This is a genomic window from Gottfriedia acidiceleris (genome assembly GCF_004138285.1).
Lineage (GTDB): Bacteria > Bacillota > Bacilli > Bacillales > Bacillaceae_G > Gottfriedia > Gottfriedia acidiceleris_A.
Genome location: NZ_SCFN01000004.1, coordinates 168,211 through 189,558, shown reverse-complemented (window position 1 = coordinate 189,558; position 21,348 = coordinate 168,211). Strand labels below are relative to the sequence as shown.

General features: G+C 33.0%; 19 protein-coding genes. 15 read left to right on the top strand and 4 right to left on the bottom strand.

The genetic code is table 11. The annotated features are described in order from the left end of the window. Positions 1 to 67: 67 nt before the first annotated feature. Positions 68 to 253 carry a DUF5325 family protein gene (locus tag EP747_RS07565; protein WP_129689250.1) on the bottom strand — a complete coding sequence of 62 codons (186 nt, stop codon included), beginning with the start codon at positions 251 to 253 and terminating at the stop codon, positions 68 to 70. A gap of 200 nt (positions 254 to 453) precedes the next feature. On the opposite strand from EP747_RS07565, the gene typA reads away from it, so the two are divergent. From typA to EP747_RS07550, 3 genes are all read left to right on the top strand, one after another. Then, positions 454 to 2,301, top strand: coding sequence for a translational GTPase TypA (gene typA / locus EP747_RS07560; RefSeq protein ID WP_129689550.1), 1,848 nt, complete (start codon positions 454 to 456; stop codon positions 2,299 to 2,301). A 143-nt stretch (positions 2,302 to 2,444) separates the two neighbouring features. Beyond that, entirely contained in the window at positions 2,445 to 2,762 is a 318-nt protein-coding gene (locus EP747_RS07555) for a YlaH-like family protein (RefSeq protein WP_235832783.1), read from the top strand. 30 nt (positions 2,763 to 2,792) lie between these two features. Further along, positions 2,793 to 3,065 carry a hypothetical protein gene (locus tag EP747_RS07550; RefSeq protein WP_088013082.1) on the top strand — a complete coding sequence of 91 codons (273 nt, stop codon included), beginning with the start codon at positions 2,793 to 2,795 and terminating at the stop codon, positions 3,063 to 3,065. A 204-nt stretch (positions 3,066 to 3,269) separates the two neighbouring features. On the opposite strand, the gene EP747_RS07545 is transcribed toward EP747_RS07550, so the two are convergent. After that, entirely contained in the window at positions 3,270 to 3,470 is a 201-nt protein-coding gene (locus EP747_RS07545; RefSeq protein WP_056468526.1) for a YlaI family protein, read from the bottom strand. Between the two features lie 159 nt (positions 3,471 to 3,629). On the opposite strand from EP747_RS07545, the gene EP747_RS07540 reads away from it, so the two are divergent. Both EP747_RS07540 and EP747_RS07535 read left to right on the top strand, forming a co-directional pair. Then, on the top strand, positions 3,630 to 4,085 hold the full coding sequence (locus tag EP747_RS07540; protein ID WP_129689249.1) for a pyridoxamine 5'-phosphate oxidase family protein: 456 nt from the start codon (positions 3,630 to 3,632) through the stop codon (positions 4,083 to 4,085). Between the two features lie 158 nt (positions 4,086 to 4,243). Continuing rightward, on the top strand, positions 4,244 to 5,572 hold the full coding sequence (locus EP747_RS07535) for a PhoH family protein (RefSeq protein ID WP_129689248.1): 1,329 nt from the start codon (positions 4,244 to 4,246) through the stop codon (positions 5,570 to 5,572). A 67-nt stretch (positions 5,573 to 5,639) separates the two neighbouring features. Here the strand turns inward: EP747_RS07535 and EP747_RS07530 are convergent, their stop codons facing one another. Continuing rightward, complete coding sequence (locus tag EP747_RS07530) at positions 5,640 to 6,128, bottom strand: peptidyl-prolyl cis-trans isomerase (protein ID WP_129689247.1); 489 nt, start codon at positions 6,126 to 6,128, stop codon at positions 5,640 to 5,642. A 278-nt stretch (positions 6,129 to 6,406) separates the two neighbouring features. Between EP747_RS07530 and EP747_RS07525 the strand changes: the two genes are divergently transcribed. The 3 genes from EP747_RS07525 to pyc all read left to right on the top strand — a co-directional run bounded on the left by EP747_RS07525 (position 6,407) and on the right by pyc (position 11,545). Next, positions 6,407 to 6,697: a YlaN family protein gene (locus EP747_RS07525; RefSeq protein ID WP_056468514.1), complete on the top strand. Its 291-nt coding sequence runs from the start codon at positions 6,407 to 6,409 to the stop codon at positions 6,695 to 6,697. Positions 6,698 to 6,873: 176 nt separating this feature from the next. Next, entirely contained in the window at positions 6,874 to 8,016 is a 1,143-nt protein-coding gene (locus EP747_RS07520) for an FtsW/RodA/SpoVE family cell cycle protein (RefSeq protein WP_129689246.1), read from the top strand. 79 nt (positions 8,017 to 8,095) lie between these two features. After that, positions 8,096 to 11,545, top strand: coding sequence for a pyruvate carboxylase (pyc, locus tag EP747_RS07515; RefSeq protein ID WP_129689245.1), 3,450 nt, complete (start codon positions 8,096 to 8,098; stop codon positions 11,543 to 11,545). Between the two features lie 119 nt (positions 11,546 to 11,664). Here pyc and EP747_RS07510 read toward each other — a convergent pair whose 3' ends face one another. Beyond that, positions 11,665 to 12,600 (bottom strand): COX15/CtaA family protein, encoded by a 936-nt coding sequence (locus tag EP747_RS07510; protein ID WP_129689244.1) that lies wholly within the window; start codon positions 12,598 to 12,600, stop codon positions 11,665 to 11,667. A gap of 399 nt (positions 12,601 to 12,999) precedes the next feature. Between EP747_RS07510 and cyoE the strand changes: the two genes are divergently transcribed. The 7 genes from cyoE (at position 13,000) to EP747_RS07480 (ending at position 21,300) form a co-directional block, all read left to right on the top strand. After that, a complete protein-coding gene (cyoE, locus tag EP747_RS07505; RefSeq protein ID WP_129689243.1) occupies positions 13,000 to 13,920 on the top strand; it encodes a heme o synthase in 921 nt (306 codons plus the stop codon). A gap of 95 nt (positions 13,921 to 14,015) precedes the next feature. Beyond that, entirely contained in the window at positions 14,016 to 15,056 is a 1,041-nt protein-coding gene (gene coxB / locus EP747_RS07500) for a cytochrome c oxidase subunit II (RefSeq protein ID WP_129689242.1), read from the top strand. A 32-nt stretch (positions 15,057 to 15,088) separates the two neighbouring features. After that, complete coding sequence (ctaD, locus tag EP747_RS07495; RefSeq protein WP_129689241.1) at positions 15,089 to 16,945, top strand: cytochrome c oxidase subunit I; 1,857 nt, start codon at positions 15,089 to 15,091, stop codon at positions 16,943 to 16,945. Then, the gene (locus EP747_RS07490) at positions 16,945 to 17,568 is read left to right on the top strand and encodes a cytochrome (ubi)quinol oxidase subunit III (protein WP_088013072.1); all 624 of its coding nucleotides are present in this window, start codon (positions 16,945 to 16,947) and stop codon (positions 17,566 to 17,568) included. Before ctaD ends, EP747_RS07490 begins: the two co-directional genes overlap by 1 nt. Before the next feature lie 4 nt (positions 17,569 to 17,572). After that, complete coding sequence (gene ctaF / locus EP747_RS07485; protein WP_129689240.1) at positions 17,573 to 17,911, top strand: cytochrome c oxidase subunit IVB; 339 nt, start codon at positions 17,573 to 17,575, stop codon at positions 17,909 to 17,911. Positions 17,912 to 18,874: 963 nt separating this feature from the next. After that, positions 18,875 to 19,048: a hypothetical protein gene (locus tag EP747_RS24190; RefSeq protein WP_165346902.1), complete on the top strand. Its 174-nt coding sequence runs from the start codon at positions 18,875 to 18,877 to the stop codon at positions 19,046 to 19,048. A 560-nt stretch (positions 19,049 to 19,608) separates the two neighbouring features. Beyond that, a complete protein-coding gene (locus tag EP747_RS07480; RefSeq protein WP_129689239.1) occupies positions 19,609 to 21,300 on the top strand; it encodes a sigma-54 interaction domain-containing protein in 1,692 nt (563 codons plus the stop codon). Positions 21,301 to 21,348 lie beyond the last annotated feature (48 nt).

The following is a 21,348-nucleotide window of genomic DNA, read 5'->3' as shown; positions in this document are numbered from 1 at the left end:
AGTTTGGTTTATAACTTGCCTTCTTTTTTTAGTGTGTAGACAGTGTTCAAAAAAAGAGAAGACAGGTTTAAAACTTGCCTTCTCTTTTTAATTTAGCACGTAATGAGAAACCATAACCAACTAATGATATTGAAATAATTAGTGAAATGACAGCGCCAATAGTACTTAGTTCTGCTAGCATTATACCAACTAGAATTAAGAAGATTACGGATAAAAGTGCTACACAGAAAAGTCTAAATTTTATGCTAGACATGGTGAATCCTCCTGTTCATAATTCTTATTTTACTCTTTGTCGAATCGGATGTAAATTTGAAAAAAGTAAATCTTTACTTAATATTTATTAATAATTTATATTTTTGATTAAACATTTTCTTGATATATTTCCGTGTGCATGTGCTATAATGTTTTAGTTAATAATGAAAATAGATGTGTAGACATTTTAGGAGTGAATATATTTTGAAAAAAAGAGAAGATTTACGCAATATAGCAATTATTGCGCACGTTGACCATGGGAAAACAACGTTAGTTGATGAGTTATTAAAACAATCAGGTACATTCCGTTCAAACGAAAACGTTAATGAACGTGCAATGGACTCTAATGATATAGAACGTGAACGTGGAATTACAATTTTAGCTAAAAATACAGCAATCCAATATGAAGGTAAACGTATTAACATCATGGATACTCCTGGACACGCTGATTTTGGTGGAGAAGTAGAACGTATCATGAAAATGGTTGATGGTGTACTTTTAGTTGTAGATGCATATGAAGGTTGTATGCCACAAACTCGTTTCGTTCTTAAGAAAGCATTAGAACAACATTTAACGCCAATCGTAGTTGTAAACAAAATCGACCGTGACTTTGCTCGTCCTGATGAAGTTGTAGACGAAGTAATCGATTTATTTATTGAATTAGGAGCAGATGAAGATCAATTAGAATTCCCAGTAGTATTTGCATCAGCAATCAATGGTACTTCTAGCTTAGAATCTGATCCTTCTAAACAAGAACCAAATATGAATGCATTATTCGATACAATTATTGAGCATATTCCAGCTCCAATCGATAATAGCGAAGAGCCATTACAATTCCAAGTTACATTATTAGACTACAATGACTATGTTGGTCGTATCGGTATCGGTCGTATTTTCCGCGGTACAATGAACGTTGGTCAATCAGTAGCATTAATGAAGCTTGATGGATCTGTTAAACAATTCCGTATTACGAAAATGTTTGGTTTTATCGGATTAAAACGTATTGAAATCCAAGAAGCAAAAGCTGGAGACTTAGTAGCAGTATCTGGTATGGAAGATATCAACGTAGGTGAAACAGTATGTCCTGCTGAACACCAAGAAGCTCTTCCAATTTTACGTATTGATGAGCCAACTCTACAAATGACTTTCTTAGTAAACAACTCACCATTTGCTGGTCGTGAAGGTAAATTTGTAACTTCTCGTAAAATCGAAGAAAGATTATTACAAGAACTTCAAACAGACGTAAGTTTACGTGTAGAAAATACAGATTCTCCTGACGTTTGGATCGTAAGTGGACGTGGAGAACTTCACTTATCAATTTTAATTGAAAATATGCGTCGTGAAGGATACGAGCTTCAAGTTTCTAAACCTGAAGTTATCATTCGTGAAATTGACGGTGTAAGATGTGAGCCAGTTGAGCATGTTCAAATCGATGTACCTGAAGAATATACAGGTTCAATCATGGAGTCAATGGGTGCACGTAAAGGTGAAATGAGAGATATGGTAAATAATGGTAACGGTCAAGTCCGCTTAACATTTATGGTACCAGCTCGTGGATTAATTGGTTATACTACAGAGTTCTTAACTTTAACTCGTGGTTATGGAATTATTAACCATTCATTCGATAGCTACCAACCAGCTATTCAAGGTCAAGTTGGTGGACGTCGTCAAGGTGTATTAGTATCAATGGAAACTGGTAAAGCTTCAACATACGGAATTATGGGTCTAGAAGACCGTGGTGTAATTTTCCTTGAGCCAGGAACAGATGTATATGATGGTATGATTGTTGGTGAACACAACCGTGATAATGATTTATCAGTAAACGTTGTTAAAGTTAAACACGCTACTAACATCCGTTCAGCGAATAAAGACCAAACAACAACAATGAAAAAACCACGTATTATGACGCTTGAAGAATCTTTAGAATACTTAAATGATGATGAGTACTGTGAAGTTACGCCAACATCAATTCGTTTACGTAAAAAGCTTCTTGATAAAAATGAGCGCGAGCGTGCAGCGAAAAAGAAAAAATTCGCTGAACAAGACTAATTAAATTTTAAAAATAATTATGATATAATAAAACCGACTAGAAAATAGTCGGTTTCATTTTTGTAGAAAAAGTACAAAAAATTAATATTTTAGTCGATCTAAAAACGAATAGAAGTATTTAGTTTTATTAGGGGGATATGGATTTGGAAAAAGCTCCAAAGGGATTTGAATTTGTTATAACACAGTTAATAAATATAACTCATGATGTTCATCTTTCAATGTGGATATTATATGGTTTAATTGTTGTACTATGTATTGTGGTATATCATTTAGGTTTCGCAAAAAAATTGAGCATTCTTAAAAGTTTAATCATTTATGTTTTACTTATGATCGGATGTAGTTTCCTTACTTTCTTAGCTTTAAGGATACCAATCGTGGAAGCATTACTTGCAAGTGTTTTCGTGTTAGGTGTATATAAGATTCGTTTACATCAATCAAAAAAGAATAATGCTACTACATAACGTAACACTTTATAGAGAGTTGGTATTTAGATGAAATCTGTTCAGGACGCTTTATATAATTGGTTAACGATAAAAGTAATATATGAAGGTAGACCTTCGGATGAAGCTGCTAAAGAGACGTATGAGATGTTTGATTCGATTTTAAAAGAGGATCATCAAGTATCTAACGTAAAAATAGAAAAAATGGAAGATTTTTATTTAATTACATTTACACAAGCAGAAAAAGAGCGTACTACGCGCTTCCCAATTGAAATGATTGATTGCTTTTTAGATCAAGTAAAAGTTAATCCAGAGAAGTATTAAAAACCTAGAAATTAATCTAGGTTTTTTAATTGTTTTGAAAAAATGAGCTTGTCGACTTATTTCCAAATTTTACACTATATTAGGAAGTGAAGTAATGTTTTTTTCCACTACGGGCTGCTCGTATTCCATGTTTCCAATGGAATTTTTGAGTGTTAACTCCCTTTTATCTCCAAAAAAAAAGAAGCCAAATTGACTTCAATTTCTTTACCACTCGTCATTGTCCTTTACCGGTTTTAAGAAACGGAAATTTCCAGTTGCAATTCTTTGTTCTGTTTTTATTTTAATTCGATCGTAACATTCAGAGCATGTATATGTATGGATAGGACGATTTCTTAATTTTTTTGCAATAGGTGATTCATCGCTAATAGATTCGCTTTTATCACAAATCATGCATTTAACTCTCATGTGAAATTTCTCTCCTTATATATGTATATGGAACTTAAGTTAACATAATTATAACAGGTTTTAGAATATATTTTTAGAAAACAGTGGTTTTAGCAGGAAGTTTTCAATAAACTTTGAATTATATTAGTATACTCTTTATTTGAAGGAGATGAAATAGTGATGGCAAACAGTATTGAGAAAACATTATCACCAAGCTTATTTGAAGATTGTAATAAAGAAAAGATTGTTTTTTTAAGTACTTTTAACTCCGAAAAGAATGCACCAGTTACGAATGCTATTTCTTGGCTTGCTGCTTTAGACGATAAGACGATTCGTTTTGCAGTAGATCAAAGATCAGCAATTATATCTAATATCGAAGTGGTTGAAGGGGTATCATTAAGCTTTTTCTCAAATGAAACAGTTTATAGTATTTCAGGAAATGCAAAAATTTTAACGAAGCAAATGCCTGGGATTCCATTAAAATTAGCGTGTATAGAAGTAGAAGTTAATGAAGTAAAAAATATATTGTTTTATGGGTCTAAAATAACAGTCGAACCAGAGTATGCAAAAACTTATGATGAGAGAGCTGCAAAAAAATTAGATGTAGCAGTATTAAGTGGTCTTAGATCCATCTGAGCTTTAAACATTAAAAAATATTCTAAAGTAGAGAGAATTTCATATAATATATTAACGGTTCGTCCATTCTTCGACTAGTAACCATATGTAAGACCAATCAATTTAGAATTAAAACTAATTATTCTAATCTGAGTTATTTTTAGTCAGGAGGTTAAGGATTGAGTAAAATATATGTTCTCGACACCAATGTACTACTGCAAGACCCACTAGCAATCTTTTCATTTGAAGATAATGAAGTAGTTGTACCAGCTGTTGTATTAGAGGAAGTAGACTCAAAGAAGAGATATATGGATGAAGTTGGTCGTAATGCTAGGTATGTATCCAAACTTATTGATAGCTTTCGAGAACTAGGGAAATTACATGAAAGTATTCCTCTTGAAAATGGTGGTTCGTTTAGAATTGAATTAAATCATCGCTCTTTTCAACAATTGCAAGAGATTTTTGTTGAAAAAACGAACGATAATCGCATTTTAGCTGTTGCAAAAAACTTATCACTTGAAGAAGAAGCAAAAGCAAGCGGAAAAACAGTGATTTTAGTTAGTAAAGATACATTAGTTCGTGTAAAAGCGGATGCATTAAATTTATTAGCTGAAGATTATTTAAGTGATCGAGTAGTAGAAGTAGATCATATTTATACCGGTTATCTAGAGTATTACATAAATACAGATTTATTAAACAAGTTTTACGAGAAAACTGAACTTCCTGTTTCAGATATAGCGAACCATCCATTTTATCCTAATCAATTTATCGTATTAAAGGATGCTCTCGGTGGTAAGAGCTCAGCTCTTGGAGTTGTTGATAAAACAGGTACAAAAATTAAGAAATTTGTTTTCTCAAATGAACATATTTGGGGTATAAGGCCAAGAAATGCACAACAGTCCATGGCTTTAGAATTACTACTTCGTGACGATATACCATTAGTCACATTGATTGGTAAAGCAGGTACCGGAAAAACTTTATTAGCTTTAGCAGCAGGTTTAATGCAAAGTGAGGACCTGCAAAGCTATAAAAAGTTATTAGTTGCTAGACCGATTGTTCCAGTTGGAAAGGATCTTGGTTATTTACCAGGTGAAAAGGATGAAAAACTTCGTCCCTGGATGCAACCGATTTATGATAATCTAGAATACTTATTCAATACGAAAAAACCAGGTGAACTTGATGCCATATTAGCTGGAATGGGATCGATTGAAGTAGAAGCTTTAACTTATATAAGAGGTAGAAGTATTCCAGAGCAATTTATTATTATAGATGAAGCACAAAATCTAACTAGACATGAAGTAAAAACGATTTTAACTCGCGTTGGAGATAAGAGTAAAATTGTATTAATGGGGGATCCAGAACAAATTGATCATCCATACTTAGATGAATACAACAATGGATTAACTTATGTAGTTGAAAAATTTAAAGATCAAAAAATAAGTGGACATGTAAAATTAATAAAAGGCGAACGTTCATCAATTGCTCAACTTGCAGCGGATATATTGTAATAATTAAATGCTTAAAAAAGCAACATCTTACCCAAATCATTCGGTAAGATGTTGCTTTTGTTTTAAATTATAAAATAATTTTCTTGATTGAAGTAATTGGTGTTTCTTTATTTGTACCATCAACAAAATATAAATGTACTGGCCCATCTTCAAGGATTCTCTTGCCATTGTACGAAAATGCTAAATAACTTTCATATACAGTTTCAAAAGGTAATTTTATTAATTCACCTTCTGTTTCGATCGTAACTTCTGAATCACGATTTTTCGGTTTACTATTGTCTATAAAATAAGAAAATGGCATTGCATACGATTCCTTAAGCCATTCTTTTTTTTGAGTAGCGTATAAAGGACTATTATCAACCTTTGCACCTTCAACAATTTCACGATCCCAATGCTTTGAAACACTTTTCGTATATTGCTCAAGCTCATCAATCTTTTTCAAATCACCAGCTAACAAACTCTCTAATTTAACCTTTCTTTCATCAAAAATCCAAACACTTGGATCAATCGTTAACGGAAACTCTACGTTACCTGTTAATTGAAAAACATCACTCATACCAAAACCCCTTTTATGTACTAAGTCTTTCTATAGTGTACGACTATTCTATGTAAAAAGACAATCAATAGTCATTATCTAGAGGGTGCTTTTTTTTTGAAGAAATTAGATCATTATATAAATTTACATCCTTACATAAGAAAACTTTAATAAATAAACTGTTGCAAAAATAAAATTTTCTAAAATCCATCTTTGCAAAACTTATTATTTAAGTTGATTTTTCCACAAAAGAACTATAATATTAAATAGATAGCTTGTACGGAAGCGGAGGGAGAAAATTGAGGTCTGATGCTGTAACAGATTACAAAGATAAAGCATTTGAATTATTAAAAAAAGATGCTGAAAAGATATTAAAATTAATAAATGTGCAACTTGATCATTTAACGATGCCACAATGCCCTCTATATGAAGAGGTTTTAGATACTCAAATGTTTGGATTATCAAGAGAGATTGATTTTGCTTCTCGATTAGGTTTAATTGAAGCAGAACAAGGTAAAGAACTTCTTTCTGAACTTGAGCGTCAACTATCTGCTCTGCATGAAGCGTTTACAGATCAAAAGAATAAATAATTATTAGCAACAAAAGCTCAAACAAATAATGTTTGAGCTTTTTTTTGTGAATTTTTTTAATTGTTATAAGTAATAAATCTATTAATCTATGTTACAATATTTTTATTTAAAAAGGGAATTTAGCAAAATAGTTGAATACATAAAGTATAATTAATCAAAGCAGGGATGATTAAGTAATGTTAAAAAAATATCTAAAAAATATTGATTATATGATTTTTGTTCCATTATTAGTTTTATGTTTATTTGGATTAATTATGGTGTATAGCGCAAGCTCACCATTACCATCCATTCGTTATCAAAGTGAACATTGGCCTAGTGACTATTTCTTTCATAAGCAATTAATTGCCTTTGAAGTAGGGATGTTTGCATTTGTTTTTTTAATGTTTTTACCTGCAACTTTCTTTAGAAAAAGAATTGCCTTGTTATTAAATGTAGCTGTAAGTATTGGATTACTTCTTGCAGTTCTATTCTTTGGTGAAGTTAGAAATAATGCAAAAAGCTGGGTATTTGGAATTCAACCAGCCGAGCTAATCAAATTAGGATCGATCGTTCTTTTAGCAGGATGGTACTCCAAAAGACAAAAGCGAATCACAAAGAACTGGAAGATGCTATTTGCTCCATGGGGGATTGTAGCCATTTATATCATCCTATTGAGATTACAACCTGATACAGGTACGGCTTTATTAATAATCGGTACTTGCGCAGTAGTTTCGTTTTGTAGTGGTTTTATTGTTAAGAGATTAATTCTCCTATTCGTTGGTGGGATTGGATTACTATATCCATTAATTAGTATTTGTATCAGTTTAGGAATTGGTTTAACAGATGTACAAGTTAATCGATTTTTAGCATTCCGAAATCCTTTTGACTATGCTCAAGGAATCGGATTTCAAATCGTAAATTCACTAATCGCATTTGCAAATGGTGGCTTTACAGGAGTTGGATTAGGAAAAAGTATTCAAAAACTAGGTTATTTACCTGAGCCTCATACTGATTTTATTCTAGCTGTAATCGGTGAAGAAACAGGTTTAATAGGAGTAATTGTAGTTATTTTATGTATATTCATAATTGTTTGGCGTGGATTGTTAATAGCTCATCAATCAAAGGATTCTTTTGATTCATTATTAGCTACAGGGATTAGTGCAATCATCGTCATTCAATCATTTGTAAATATTGGAGGAGTTACTTCGTTAATTCCACTTACGGGTGTTCCGTTACCTTTTGTAAGTTATGGAGGAACTTCGTTAATCGTTATGCTTTCTATGGTTGGTATTTTAATGAATATTTCAATACGAAATAAGATTCATAAAGAAACTTTATAAAATCTTCAAAAATGCATTTTGAAAAAGTTTATTCTTAATTTATTGATAATTATCTTTCATAAATACAGGAGGCTTACAAATGACTTACACGAAACAGATTAAAAAAGTTCTAGTTGCTAACCGAGGTGAAATTGCAATTCGAGTATTTCGAGCTTGCACTGAGTTAGGAATTAGAACAGTTGGTATTTATTCTAAAGAAGATGAAGGGTCATATCACCGTTATAAAGCTGACGAAGCATACATAGTTGGAAAAGGTAAAAAGCCAATTGATGCTTATCTAGATATTGAAGGTATTATTGAAATTGCAAAGAAAAACAATGTAGATGCAATACATCCAGGATATGGATTCTTATCAGAAAATATTAAATTTGCTCAGAGATGTGAAGAAGAGGGCATTATTTTTATCGGGCCATATTCAAGACACTTAGATATTTTTGGAGATAAAATTAAAGCAAAGCAGCAAGCTCTTCAAGCTAATTTGCCTATCATTCCAGGGAGCAATGGTCCAGTACACTCATTGGATGATGTAAAGGAATTTGGCGAAACTTATGGATTCCCGATTATTATTAAAGCTGCTCTAGGTGGTGGCGGTCGTGGAATGAGGATTGTCCGTACGAATGCAGGATTAAAAGATGCATACGAGCGTGCTAAGTCTGAAGCAAAAGCTGCTTTTGGTAATGATGAGGTTTATGTTGAGAAGTTTATTGAAAATCCAAAGCATATTGAAGTTCAAATATTAGGGGATAACCAAGGGAATATCATTCATTTGTTTGAACGTGATTGTTCAATCCAAAGAAGACATCAAAAATTAGTTGAAGTTGCACCATGTACTTCGATTAGTGAAGATTTAAGAAATAGAATTTGTGATGCAGCTGTTCAATTGATGAAAGAAGTAGAATATGTAAATGCTGGTACAGTTGAATTTTTAGTATCTGGTAATGATTTTTATTTTATTGAGGTTAACCCTCGCGTACAAGTTGAACATACAATTACTGAAATGATTACAGGAATTGATATTGTTCAAACACAGATCTTAATTGCACAAGGTAATAGTTTACATAGTGATAAAGTAGGAATTCCATTACAAGATGAGATTCCACGAATTGGTTTTGCGATTCAAGCACGTGTTACAACTGAGGACCCACTAAATAATTTTATGCCAGATACAGGAAAAATTATGGCATATCGTTCAGGTGGAGGTTTTGGTGTAAGGTTAGACACAGGTAATAGTTTCCAAGGTGCTGTTATTACACCTTACTATGATTCATTATTAGTAAAAGTAACGACTCATGCATTAACATTCGAAGGCGCTATTGCGAAGTTAAATCGAAATTTAAAAGAATTCCGTATCCGTGGTATTAAAACAAATATTCCATTTTTAGAAAATGTTACGACACACCCAGATTTCTTGTCTGGTGAGTATAATACTTCATTCGTAGATTCATCTCCGGAATTATTTGTTTTTGCAAAAAGAAGAGACCGTGGAACAAAATTATTAAATTATATCGGAAATGTAACAGTGAATGGATTTCCAGGCATATCGGTTAAAGAAAAACCAGCTTATGATGATATTATCGTTCCAAATGTAAATCATATTAAAAGTGCTGAAAGTGGAACTAAACAATTACTAGATAAATTAGGTGCGGAAGAATTTTCGAAGTGGTTAAAAAATCAACCAAATGTTTTATTTACAGACACAACGTTTAGGGATGCTCACCAGTCACTACTTGCAACGAGAATTCGTTCAAAAGACCTAATTACAGTAGCAGAACAAACGTCAAAATTATTACCTAACTTATTTTCTATGGAAATGTGGGGCGGAGCGACTTTCGATGTAGCGTACCGTTTCTTAAATGAAGATCCATGGGAAAGATTATTAAATTTAAGAGAACAAGTTCCTAATGTGTTATTCCAAATGCTTTTACGTGGATCAAATGCAGTTGGATATAAAAATTATCCTGATAATCTTGTTAGAAAGTTTATTGAAGCATCGGCTCAAGCAGGAATCGATGTATTTAGAATATTTGATAGTCTAAATTGGATTAAAGGGATGGAAGTCGCAATTGATGCTGTAAGAGAGAGTGGAAAGCTTGCTGAGGCATCGATTTGTTACACAGGAGATATATTAGACCCTACTAGAACAAAATATAATCTGGCGTATTATAAAGAGCTTGCAAAGGATTTAGAGTCGGCTGGTGCACATATTTTAGCTATTAAAGATATGGCTGGTTTATTAAAGCCTCAGGCTGCTTATGCGTTAATTAGTGAATTGAAGGATACTGTAGATTTACCAATCCACTTACATACTCATGATACGAGTGGAAATGGTTTATACACATATGTAAAAGCAATAGAAGCTGGCGTAGATGTTGTAGACATCGCAATTGGAAGTATGTCTGGATTAACTTCTCAGCCAAGTGCAAATAGTTTATATTATGCACTAAAAGGTTCAAATAACGAGACAAACTTAAATATAAACGGCTTAGAGCAGTTATCAACCTACTGGGAAGGTGTTCGTAAGTATTATAGTAGTTTTGAAAGTGGTATGATTTCACCTCATACAGAGGTGTATCAACATGAAATGCCAGGTGGTCAGTATTCTAACTTAAAACAACAAGCTAAGGGTGTTGGTTTAGGAGACCGATTTGAAGAAGTTAAGGATATGTATGGTAGGGTAAATCAATTATTTGGAGATGTCGTTAAAGTAACACCATCTTCTAAAGTAGTTGGAGATATGGCATTGTTTATGGTTCAAAATAATTTAGACGAAGATTCTGTATATGAAAAAGGAGAAAATATCGATTTTCCTGATTCAGTAATAGAGTTTTTTGAAGGAAAATTGGGACAACCTCACGGTGGATTTCCAAAGAGTTTACAACGTATTATCTTAAAAGGTAGACAGCCATTAACTGAAAGAGCTGGGGAGACATTAAAACCAATCGATTTTAAAGATGTTGAGGAGTATTTATTCAAGACGTTAAATCGCCAGGTTACTAATTTTGATATATTAGCTTATTGCCTATACCCTAAAGTATATATGGACTATCAAAAAAATGTAGAAAGCTATGGAGACTTATCTGTACTTGATACACCTTCTTTCTTCCATGGAATGAAATTAGATGAAGAGATTAAAGTAGATATTGAACGTGGTAAAACACTGATAGTTAAACTTGTTTCGATTGGTCAAGCTCAGCCTGATGGAACAAGAGTTATATATTTTGAATTAAATGGTCAGCCTCGTGAAATTGTAGTTAAAGATTACTCAGTCAAATCTACTGTCGTTCAAAAAAGAAAAGGGGAAACTAGTAATCCAAACCATATTAACGCAACAATGCCAGGTACTGTTTTAAATGTACTTGTTAAAAAGGGCGATGTAGTTGAAAAAGGTCAAACTTTAGCAATCACAGAAGCGATGAAAATGGAAACAACTGTCCAATCTCCATTTACTGGTGTAATAAGAGACATTTTGATTACGTCGGGAGAAAGTATTTCTACAGGTGATCTACTAATAGAACTAGAACAAAGATAAAAAGTACAATGAATAGCGAAGTTAGAGAAGCTATAGTAAAAGGGCAACTCTTCTTCGCTTTAAATTTAAATGTAAAAAAAGGTATTTCTTCTACAATTAAGTGGAAGAAATACCTTTTTTTAGGAGATATTTTTATTTTGAAGTAACTCAGAATTTGAGCTTTTACTTCTTGTACAAACTAAACTTTGGAAACTAAATATTGCAAACAAACACGAAATTAAAATAGCATGTGTTAATGCAACATAAATATTTAGGTTTGTAAACACAATAACCGCTCCACAAATTACTTGAAGTGTAACAAGGATTAAAGATACAAACCAACCAAAATAAATGCCACGTTCATTACGATAGTATTTATAAGCATGTACAAATGCAATAATTACCCAGACGAATAAAAGAAAAGCAGCAAATCGATGCCCCATTTGAATCCATTCATGAACTTGTGTAGGAATACCATTGTTTGCTTTACTGCAAAGTGGCCAGCTAGGGCAAGCTAAGCTTGCATTTTCGTGACGAACAAGAGCGCCCGTGTAAACTACTAAGTATGAATAAATCCATAAACCGTAAGTATGAAATTTCATTCTTTTTCCGACATAAAAAGAATTTTTTTGGTAATTGCGATCGCGTTCAAAAATTAATAATGTTAACATGACTACTGCAGCAAAACAAATTAGAGAAATACCAAAATGAATTGCTTTTACAGCTGGGATTTGACCCCATACAACTGCAGCTGCCCCGATTAATGCTTGAGCAATTAGAAAAATACAAGAAATGATTGCTAAAAACTTTGTTTCTCTTTTATGAGGAATGACAATCCAAGCAAGCACAGCTAATAATAAAACAAATATCCCCGCAAGGCCTGATGCTGCACGATGAGATAATTCAATGACAGTTTGAATAGTTAGATGATCAGGAATGATTTGACCTTTGCAAAGAGGCCATGATCTTCCACAACCGAGTCCAGAATTAGTCTTTGTTACGAGTGCACCACCCAATAAAACAATTAAAAGAATGAATGAGGTTATTAACGATACCCCTTTTAAAACACGTAGCAAGTATATCCACCCACTTTTATAAAATAATAATAATTTTAAAATTTAATTATTAAAAAAATTATTCTGCTAATAATACTTCTATATCATATAAGATTACGACATAAAATTCAAAGGTAACCTTCATATTTAGACATAATATTTGTTTTTTCTTAACTTTGGATGTATTCATTTTTAAAATATAGAAATAATTAATTTTATAATTAAATAGTATTTAGTATTGAAAAGAAGGACTGTTTAGGATAAAATTTTTTTGAAACGTACACAATTTGTTCATATATTTATCACAAAAATTTCATTCAATTTAGTTTAATAGAAGTATGTCTAAATTAAAAACTCATTATGAACCATTAAAAAATGGGTATGAAAAATGAAGTTTTGTAAAAAAAGAGGAGGATTGACTTGGAACAATTAGCTAATAATGTTTCTAATAACGAAGAAACTAATCATCCTTCTAGTTCACTAAAGAAAGATTTACTTTCTTTAATGAAAATAGGGATCGTAAACTCTAATATACTGACAACTTTTACAGGTATCTGGTTAGCAATCCAAATAAATGGATTAGATATATTAGATTCTTTACCAAAAGCAATTATTACTGTAATTGGTTCATCACTTATTATTGCAGGATCATGTGTAATCAATAACTATATTGATCGTGATATTGATCCTTATATGGAGAGAACTAAAAACAGACCAACTGTAACCGGTAATATTAAACCAAGCGTTACAATATCAATTGGTATTCTTTTATTAATTGTGGGCTTTACATTTATGGCTTTCACAACCTTAATGGCTGTTGTATATGCATTTATTGGTGCATTTACATATATCGTACTATACACTCTTTGGACGAAACGTAATTACACGTTAAACACAGTAGTAGGTAGTATATCTGGTGCAGCACCCCCATTAATTGGATGGGCAGCAATCGATGCGAATTTGCATCCAATTGCTTGGATGCTGTTTTTAATCATGTTTATATGGCAACCACCTCATTTCTTAGCACTTGCGATGAGACGTTCTGAAGAATATAAAAGAGCGGGAATTCCAATGCTACCAGTGGTTTACGGATTTGAAATGACAAAACGTCAAGTGATGATCTGGGTATTATGTTTATTACCACTGCCATTTTACATGCAAGCTCTAGGTTTACCATTTATTATTTTTGCAACAATATTGAATATTGGATGGGTTATTTTAGGATTATATTGTTATAAACAAAAGGATGATCAAAAGTTCTCTAAACTGATGTTTATATACTCCATTAACTATTTAACTCTTCTATTTATGTCAATGATAGTGTTTACAATTTCGTTTTAATTAGGGGTATTACGGGGGATTTTTTTATTGTTTGTTTAATCTTATTTTTAAATAAGAATGAAACACTTTAAATTGAAAGAGGGGGAAGTATACTTATGAAACATTGGCGATTAGTCTCGCTAATTTCCTTGATAGCAGTTATTTTGAGTGCATGTGGACATGCAAATCAATCTACACTGAATCCTCAAGGTGAAGTAGCAAAAATGCAATACGATCTTATGAAGCTAAGTACGTTGATCATGGTATTCGTTGTTGCTGTTGTAACAGTTCTTTTCCTTTACGTAATCGTGAAATATCGTCACCGTAAAGGTCAAGAGAATATTATTCCAAAGCAAGTAGAAGGCAATCATTTTTTAGAGCTTCTTTGGACGATTATTCCTGTTATTTTACTTATTGTTTTAGCAGTACCAACAGTATCACAAACGTTTAAGCTTTCAGATGAGAAGCAAATATCAAAAGATGAGAAGAAAAAAGATGCAATTGTTATTAATGTAAATGCTCATCTTTTCTGGTGGGAATTTGAGTATCCAAAACAAAAATTCATTACTTCTCAAGACATGTATATCCCAGTTGGTAAAAAAGTTATCTTAAACCTAAAAGGTCAAGATATCAAACACTCATTCTGGGTACCATCATTAGCAGGTAAAATTGATACAAACGTTGAAGGCGAAAACAAAATGTGGCTTTCAGCAGATAAAGAAGGTACATATAATGGATTCTGTGCAGAGTTTTGTGGTCCTTCACATTCATTAATGCAATTTAAAGTTAAAGTTGTAAGTCAAGCCGACTACGATAAGTGGTTAGCTGATATGAAGAATCAGAAAGGTCAAGCTGTAACAGCAGATGCACAAGAAGGTGAAAAAATCTTCAAACAAAGCTGTATTGGTTGTCATGCTGCTGATGCAAATGATACAAGACCACCTGCTGCACGACTTGCTCCAAACTTAGCTAACTTCGGTGATCGTGATATGGTTGCTGGTATTGCTAAAAATAATGAAGCAAACTTAAAAAAATGGTTAACAAATCCGGAAGCTATGAAGCCAGGAAACCTTATGACAGGTAAATATGGTGACTTATCAGCGGATCAGATTGATGCATTAACTGCATACTTAACTAGCTTAAAAATTGCAAAATAAATTAATGGATATGAAGCAAAGGGGGTAATACTGTGAGTTCTGTAGCGAAAAAGAAACCACTATTGTGGGACTACTTAACGACAGTCGACCATAAGAAAATTGCCATCCTGTATTTAATTGCAGGCGGATTCTTTTTCTTAGTTGGTGGGATGGAAGCGTTATTTATTCGTATACAATTAATTAAGCCAGACAACACATTTTTAGTTGGTGATGCTTATAACCAAGTATTAACAATGCATGGTACAACAATGATTTTCTTAGCGGCGATGCCGATGATCTTTGCATTTTTTAACGCGGTAGTACCTTTACAAATTGGTGCTCGTGACGTAGCTTTCCCATTTTTAAATTCTTTAGGTTTCTGGTTATTCTTCGTTGGTGGAGTTTTCTTAAACCTAAGTTGGTTCTTAGGTGGAGCACCTGACGCAGGTTGGACTTCATATGCGACACTAGCTCTACATAGTAAATCACATGGTGTAGACTTCTACTTATTAGGACTACAAATTTCAGGTATTGGTACATTAGCAGGTGGTATTAACTTCCTAGCAACGATTATTAACATGCGTGCTCCAGGGTTAACATACATGCGTATGCCACTATTTACTTGGACAGTATTTGTAACATCAGCACTTATTTTATTTGCGTTCCCGGCATTAACAATCGGGTTAGCGTTATTAATGTTTGACCGCCTATTTGGAACTGCATTCTTTGATGCATCTTTAGGTGGAAACTCAATGATCTTTGAACATTTATTCTGGATTTTCGGACATCCAGAGGTATACATTCTTGTATTACCGGCATTTGGTATCTTCTCAGATATCATTCCAGCTTTCTCTAAGAAACGTTTATTCGGATACTCTTCAATGGTATTCGCAACAGTTTTAATTGGTTTCTTAGGTTTCATGGTATGGGCTCACCACATGTTTACAGACGGTCTTGGTGCAGTAGCAAATGCAATTTTCGCTGTTGCAACAATGGCAATTGCAGTACCTACAGGGGTTAAAATCTTTAACTGGTTATTAACAATGTGGGGCGGACAAATTCGTTTCACAACACCAATGCTTTGGTCAGTAGCATTTATTCCATCGTTCGTACTTGGTGGGGTAACTGGTATCATGAACGCAGCAGCTCCTGCTGACTATCAATTCCATGATAGTTATTTCGTAGTAGCTCACTTCCACTACGTAATCGTAGGTGGGGTAGTATTTGGTCTTTTTGCCGGTGCACATTACTGGTGGCCAAAAATGTTTGGTAAAATCTTAAATGAAACATTAGGTAAAATTACATTTTTCTTATTCTTTATCGGTTTCCATTTAACATTCTTTATCCAACATTTCTTAGGTTTAATGGGTATGCCTCGTCGTTACTTTACATATTTACCTGGACAAGGCTTAGACACTGGAAACATGATTAGCACAATCGGTGCAATGTTCATGGGTCTAGCTACAATCGTTATGTTAATCAATGTAGTTTATACAGCAATAAAAGGTAAGAAAGCTGCTGGAGATGCATGGGGTGTAGGTCGTACACTTGAGTGGGCAATTCCTTCTCCTGCACCAGAATATAATTTTGCTCAAATTCCATATGTACGTGGATTAGACGCTCTATGGGTAGAAAAAATGGAAGGAGACGGCAAAATGACACCTGCTGAACCATTAGGTGATATTCATATGCCAAACTCATCTATTTTACCGTTTGTTATGTCAGTGGGCTTATTTATTGCAGCATTTGGGGCACTGTATAATGACCAACTTAAGAACCACACTGCAGTTGGTGTATTAATTCTTGGCTTATTTATTACTTTCGGTTCAATGTTCTTACGTTCTTGGATTGATGATCATGGTTTCCATATCCATAAAGAAGACATAGCTGATGAGGGGGTTGAGGCATAATGGAAATGAATCAAAAATTTACAGCTGAAACGTTTCCTCATAACCCTGAAAAAGCTACAGAAGAAGGTAAAAATAAGTTCTTAGCATTCTGGCTATTTCTTGGTGGAGAAACTGTATTATTCGCATCATTATTTGGTACTTTCTTAGCATTAAGAAACTCTACTGCTGGTGGAGCAAGTGCTGCAGAAATGTTCGAACCAAAATTAGTTTTCATTGCTACAATGTTACTTTTAACATCTTCTCTTACAAGTGTTTATGCAATGTACCACATGAAAAACTTTGAACACAAAAAGATGATGCTATGGTTAGGGATTACAGTTTTATTAGGTCTAGGATTTTTATTATTAGAAATTTACGAATTTAGACACTATATGCACGAATATCATTTTACAATTAAGAGTAGTGCATTTGGTTCTTCATTCTATACATTAGTAGGTACTCATGGTGCCCACGTATTTGTTGGTTTACTATGGATCACTACTTTAATGCTTCGAAATGGTGGAAGAGGTTTAAATTTATACAACGCTCCGAAGTTTTATGTGGCTAGTTTATACTGGCACTTCATCGACGTAGTATGGATTTTCATCTTTACAGTAGTATACTTAATGGGAATGGTGGGATAAGAAAATGGGTACAAATACAAACTCTCATCAAAGAAATCAAGTTGAAGTAAAGTATCACCGTCGTAAACATGCAGAAGAAATGAAACAACAATTAATTTCATTCGCGTTAATGATCTTATTAACACTTGCATCATTTGCAGCAGTAATTTACAGAGATAAAATGGATCCGTATTTTACAGTACCATTTATTTTATTACTTGCTGTAGTACAACTAGTGTTCCAACTTTATTACTTCATGCACATGAAAAATAAAGGTCACAGCACACCAGCTTTCTTCCTATATTCAGGAGTTACAGTTGCTGTAATTACACTATTAACATTCTTAACATTAATCTGGTTATGATTTAAAAAGGAAGTGAATTTTATTCACTTCCTTTTTTTATGATCGTTTAAAGTAGATTGTTGATATTTTGTGGGGAAAAATGGCAGGTTGTGTTGATCTTATTGATAAACTAGTAATTTTGGTTGATATATAATTGTTTTAACTAACTTGCAAAAAAATTAAAATACCTTCTTTTTTGACGAGCAATATTTTTAAAGATGTATAAGTCGTCATCATAACTTACAATTTAATTGACAAATTCTTTTTTCAACAGCATGGAAAAAACGACTCATAAGAGTCGTTTATATAATTATTTTTTATTATAAAAAAGGTCTGGTTTTCCACAATTTGGGCACTCATATTCGTAATGTTCTTGAATTACGTTACTACTATTTGAATTTTCGTCATTAATGGAAACGTTTGAATTACAGTTTGGACAATTAAAGTTCGTTTTGGAGGATTTGTTTTTTATATTCTCCATCTACATCCATCCTTTCTTTTCATTTCTCTGATAAATCCTTTATATTTTACCCATTAAATTATATATTTTATTAAATTAATACACTTGATTCAAAAATGATATTCTCCTCTAATGAGAATGTCCTTTTCTATTTATTCTTAAAGTAGATGAATCGGATAAATTATGTTAGTAAAAAAGTGCATATTTATTTTTTTATATTGCATGTGATAGTTCAATAACCGCTTCTAGTTAAATCCTTATTCAACTAAATCAATGCATTAGTTGAACATCATGAAGGTTGCAATTGCGTTTCATTCTAAAGAGAAAGAAGTATTTAGTAAATTAAAGAGTAAATCGTAAGTATAAATTCTTATACGTTACGTTCATTACAAACAACTTGGGGTTAATCAAGGGGCTAATTCTACTATAGACATTTTTATTGGTATAAAAATGTTCCGTGGAAGAAAACTATAAAGCCGACATAATTTTAGGTTCATAAGTAAAATGGAAAGGATGATTCAACGATGGATATGGAAATTCCTAAAGATGATGATATTGAAATGGAAGAAAAAGTTGAGCTAACTGGAAGTATTGATAAATTAACAGAGCATCAAATTTGGGGCGCACAAGGATTCATGGATATTCCAATTCAAGGCAAGACGTACAGAAAAAGATATTTAGGCAACCGATATCAATAAGTCGAGAAATTGTAAAAAGTGAAAAATATGTGGAGATTTCAAAGTCAGAAATGGAAATATAAAGCCTTGTATACTAAGGTGTTTTTTTATGGATAGAATTGATTTCTCTAGTTAGATCCAGTTCCATTTCATTTCAACCAAGTTATTCGTGAATAAATATTGATATATAACAAGTGTATGCGTTATAAAATCTGGGCTACTTCGGTGGTCCGTTTTTTATTGTCTAAATGGCCTATAGTTGTTTAAGATATGCTAAACTAAAGCCATAAAAACAATCAGTTATATCCTTTATGGAAGCTAGTGTGGGAAACGGAAGAACCACTGAGTGATGACAAATTAATAAATATAAAAATTGAAGGAAGAATTTTAAAAATGACTTTCAACAATCTATGAATATGAATGTTTTTTTAGATGAATTTGTGTATTTTCTTGAAAGTAATGGCTGGAGTTTTGGTGGTGACATTTGTGGAGTGTTATTACTCACAAGACATTAATTAAGGCACAAACTCACCAAATAATAGAGTAATATGAAAAATAGACAATTGGGTGGTGGAATTATCATGAAACATCTTCTTCCGAGTATAGAAGATCTGTTGCAAACAAATTTTTCTTTGCTCTCTGATATGGGTGTCAATAATGAAGTAGATTATATATTTAAACAGCATCATAGTGAAGTCTGGATGTTAACGATAAATGAGTATCTTCATTTTAAAAGCAAGAATATCAATGAATTTTATTGGAAAAAAGCAGGCGTATTCAATGAAAAAGCTGTTATTCAAGACGTAATTCAAGAAGTACAAACATCAGATGTTGTAGTCATCACGGATGGAGAAGGAAAAATCAAGGGCTACATCACTTCTGCTGTTTTACTTTCAAAAGTGTTTGAATCTTACCAATATTTAGATGCCTATTTCCGAACGATGATTGATACCATGGATGGTTCGGTCTCGATTGTGGATGAAGCTGGAAAAACGGTTGTTTGGACTCATGGTGCAGAGAGGATCTTTTCAATTCCAAAAGAAGAAATTATCGGGAATGAAATGGAGCAGTTTTTTCCAAAAGATATGTTATTAAATAAAGTTACGATGGAAACAGGTCAATCTTTTCGTAATCAGCAGCATAAACCACGTGAGGATCTCTTTGTCATGATTAATAGCAGTCCGATCTTCATCAACAATCGAATCGTAGGTGCAGTTGCTGCAGAAACTGATATTACGAGTCAAGTGATACTGAATCAAGAACTGATGAATGCTTCCTCCAAAATTCTTCAACTGGAGAAAGAGGTTTCGAGGTTGCAATTGTCACATGATTCTTTTCAACAAATTAAAGGATCGAGTCAATTGATGAAAGAAGCAGTTTCATTATCAAAGAAAATGTCTGATACGAGTGCGAACATTTTATTACTTGGTGAAACTGGGGTTGGAAAAGAAGTCTTTGCAAAAGCTATACATTTTTATCGTGAATCAACTTCTCCGTTTATTGCTGTAAACTGTGGTGCGATTTCACCATCATTGTTTGAGAGTGAATTTTTCGGCTATGAAAAAGGAGCATTTTCTGGTGCAGATGCAAAAGGTAAAAAAGGAAAACTAGAGTTGGCGCAGGGAGGAACACTTTTTCTGGATGAAATTGGTGACTTGCCATTGGATATGCAAGTGAAGTTACTCCGAGTATTGCAAGATAAAACGTATTACCGGGTTGGTGGTATAAAGCAACTGAAAGCTCAATGCCGAATCATCGCTGCTACAAATAAGGATTTAGAAGCAATGGTTGAAGCTAATACATTTCGAGAAGACCTTTATTATCGTCTTAACATTTTATCTATTACGATTCCCCCATTGAGAGAACGAAAAGAAGATATTATGGAGCTCCTTCATCAATTTATATATGAGTTTTCATTGCTATATCATCGCACGATTAATGTCGTTGATCCTCAGGTAATTTCCGCATTATTACAATATGATTGGCCTGGAAATGTGAGGGAGATGAGAAATGTTATTGAACGATTAGTATTATTGTCAGGTGAAGGAATGATCTCTGCTGAAGCCTTACCGCCAAAGCTGTTCCAATCTACATTGTTAACGAATGGATACGATGACTCCTTACATAATGATTTAAATGATTTTGAAAAAAATAAAATCATTGAGGCCATTCAAACAGAGAAAGGGAACAAGCAAGCAGCAGCAAAAAAACTAGGAATATCTCGAGCTACTTTATACAATAAAATGAAAAAATTAAAGATTGAACTTAAATGACTAAAAGCCCCTGTCCCTAAATTAGTCCAGACGAGCGTAAGAACTCCT

Bases quoted from the DNA above. Each gene is read 5' to 3' on its own strand.
- EP747_RS07520 (WP_129689246.1), top strand. From the start codon at position 6,874: ATGTTAAAAAAATATCTAAAAAATATTGATTATATGATTTTTGTTCCA.
- EP747_RS07545 (WP_056468526.1), bottom strand. From the start codon at position 3,470: ATGAGAGTTAAATGCATGATTTGTGATAAAAGCGAATCTATTAGCGAT.
- EP747_RS07480 (WP_129689239.1), top strand. From the start codon at position 19,609: ATGAAACATCTTCTTCCGAGTATAGAAGATCTGTTGCAAACAAATTTT.
- coxB (WP_129689242.1), top strand. From the start codon at position 14,016: ATGAAACATTGGCGATTAGTCTCGCTAATTTCCTTGATAGCAGTTATT.
- EP747_RS24190 (WP_165346902.1), top strand. From the start codon at position 18,875: ATGGATATGGAAATTCCTAAAGATGATGATATTGAAATGGAAGAAAAA.
- EP747_RS07490 (WP_088013072.1), top strand. From the start codon at position 16,945: ATGGAAATGAATCAAAAATTTACAGCTGAAACGTTTCCTCATAACCCT.
- EP747_RS07550 (WP_088013082.1), top strand. From the start codon at position 2,793: ATGAAATCTGTTCAGGACGCTTTATATAATTGGTTAACGATAAAAGTA.
- pyc (WP_129689245.1), top strand. From the start codon at position 8,096: ATGACTTACACGAAACAGATTAAAAAAGTTCTAGTTGCTAACCGAGGT.
- EP747_RS07565 (WP_129689250.1), bottom strand. From the start codon at position 253: ATGTCTAGCATAAAATTTAGACTTTTCTGTGTAGCACTTTTATCCGTA.
- EP747_RS07530 (WP_129689247.1), bottom strand. From the start codon at position 6,128: ATGAGTGATGTTTTTCAATTAACAGGTAACGTAGAGTTTCCGTTAACG.
- ctaF (WP_129689240.1), top strand. From the start codon at position 17,573: ATGGGTACAAATACAAACTCTCATCAAAGAAATCAAGTTGAAGTAAAG.
- EP747_RS07540 (WP_129689249.1), top strand. From the start codon at position 3,630: ATGGCAAACAGTATTGAGAAAACATTATCACCAAGCTTATTTGAAGAT.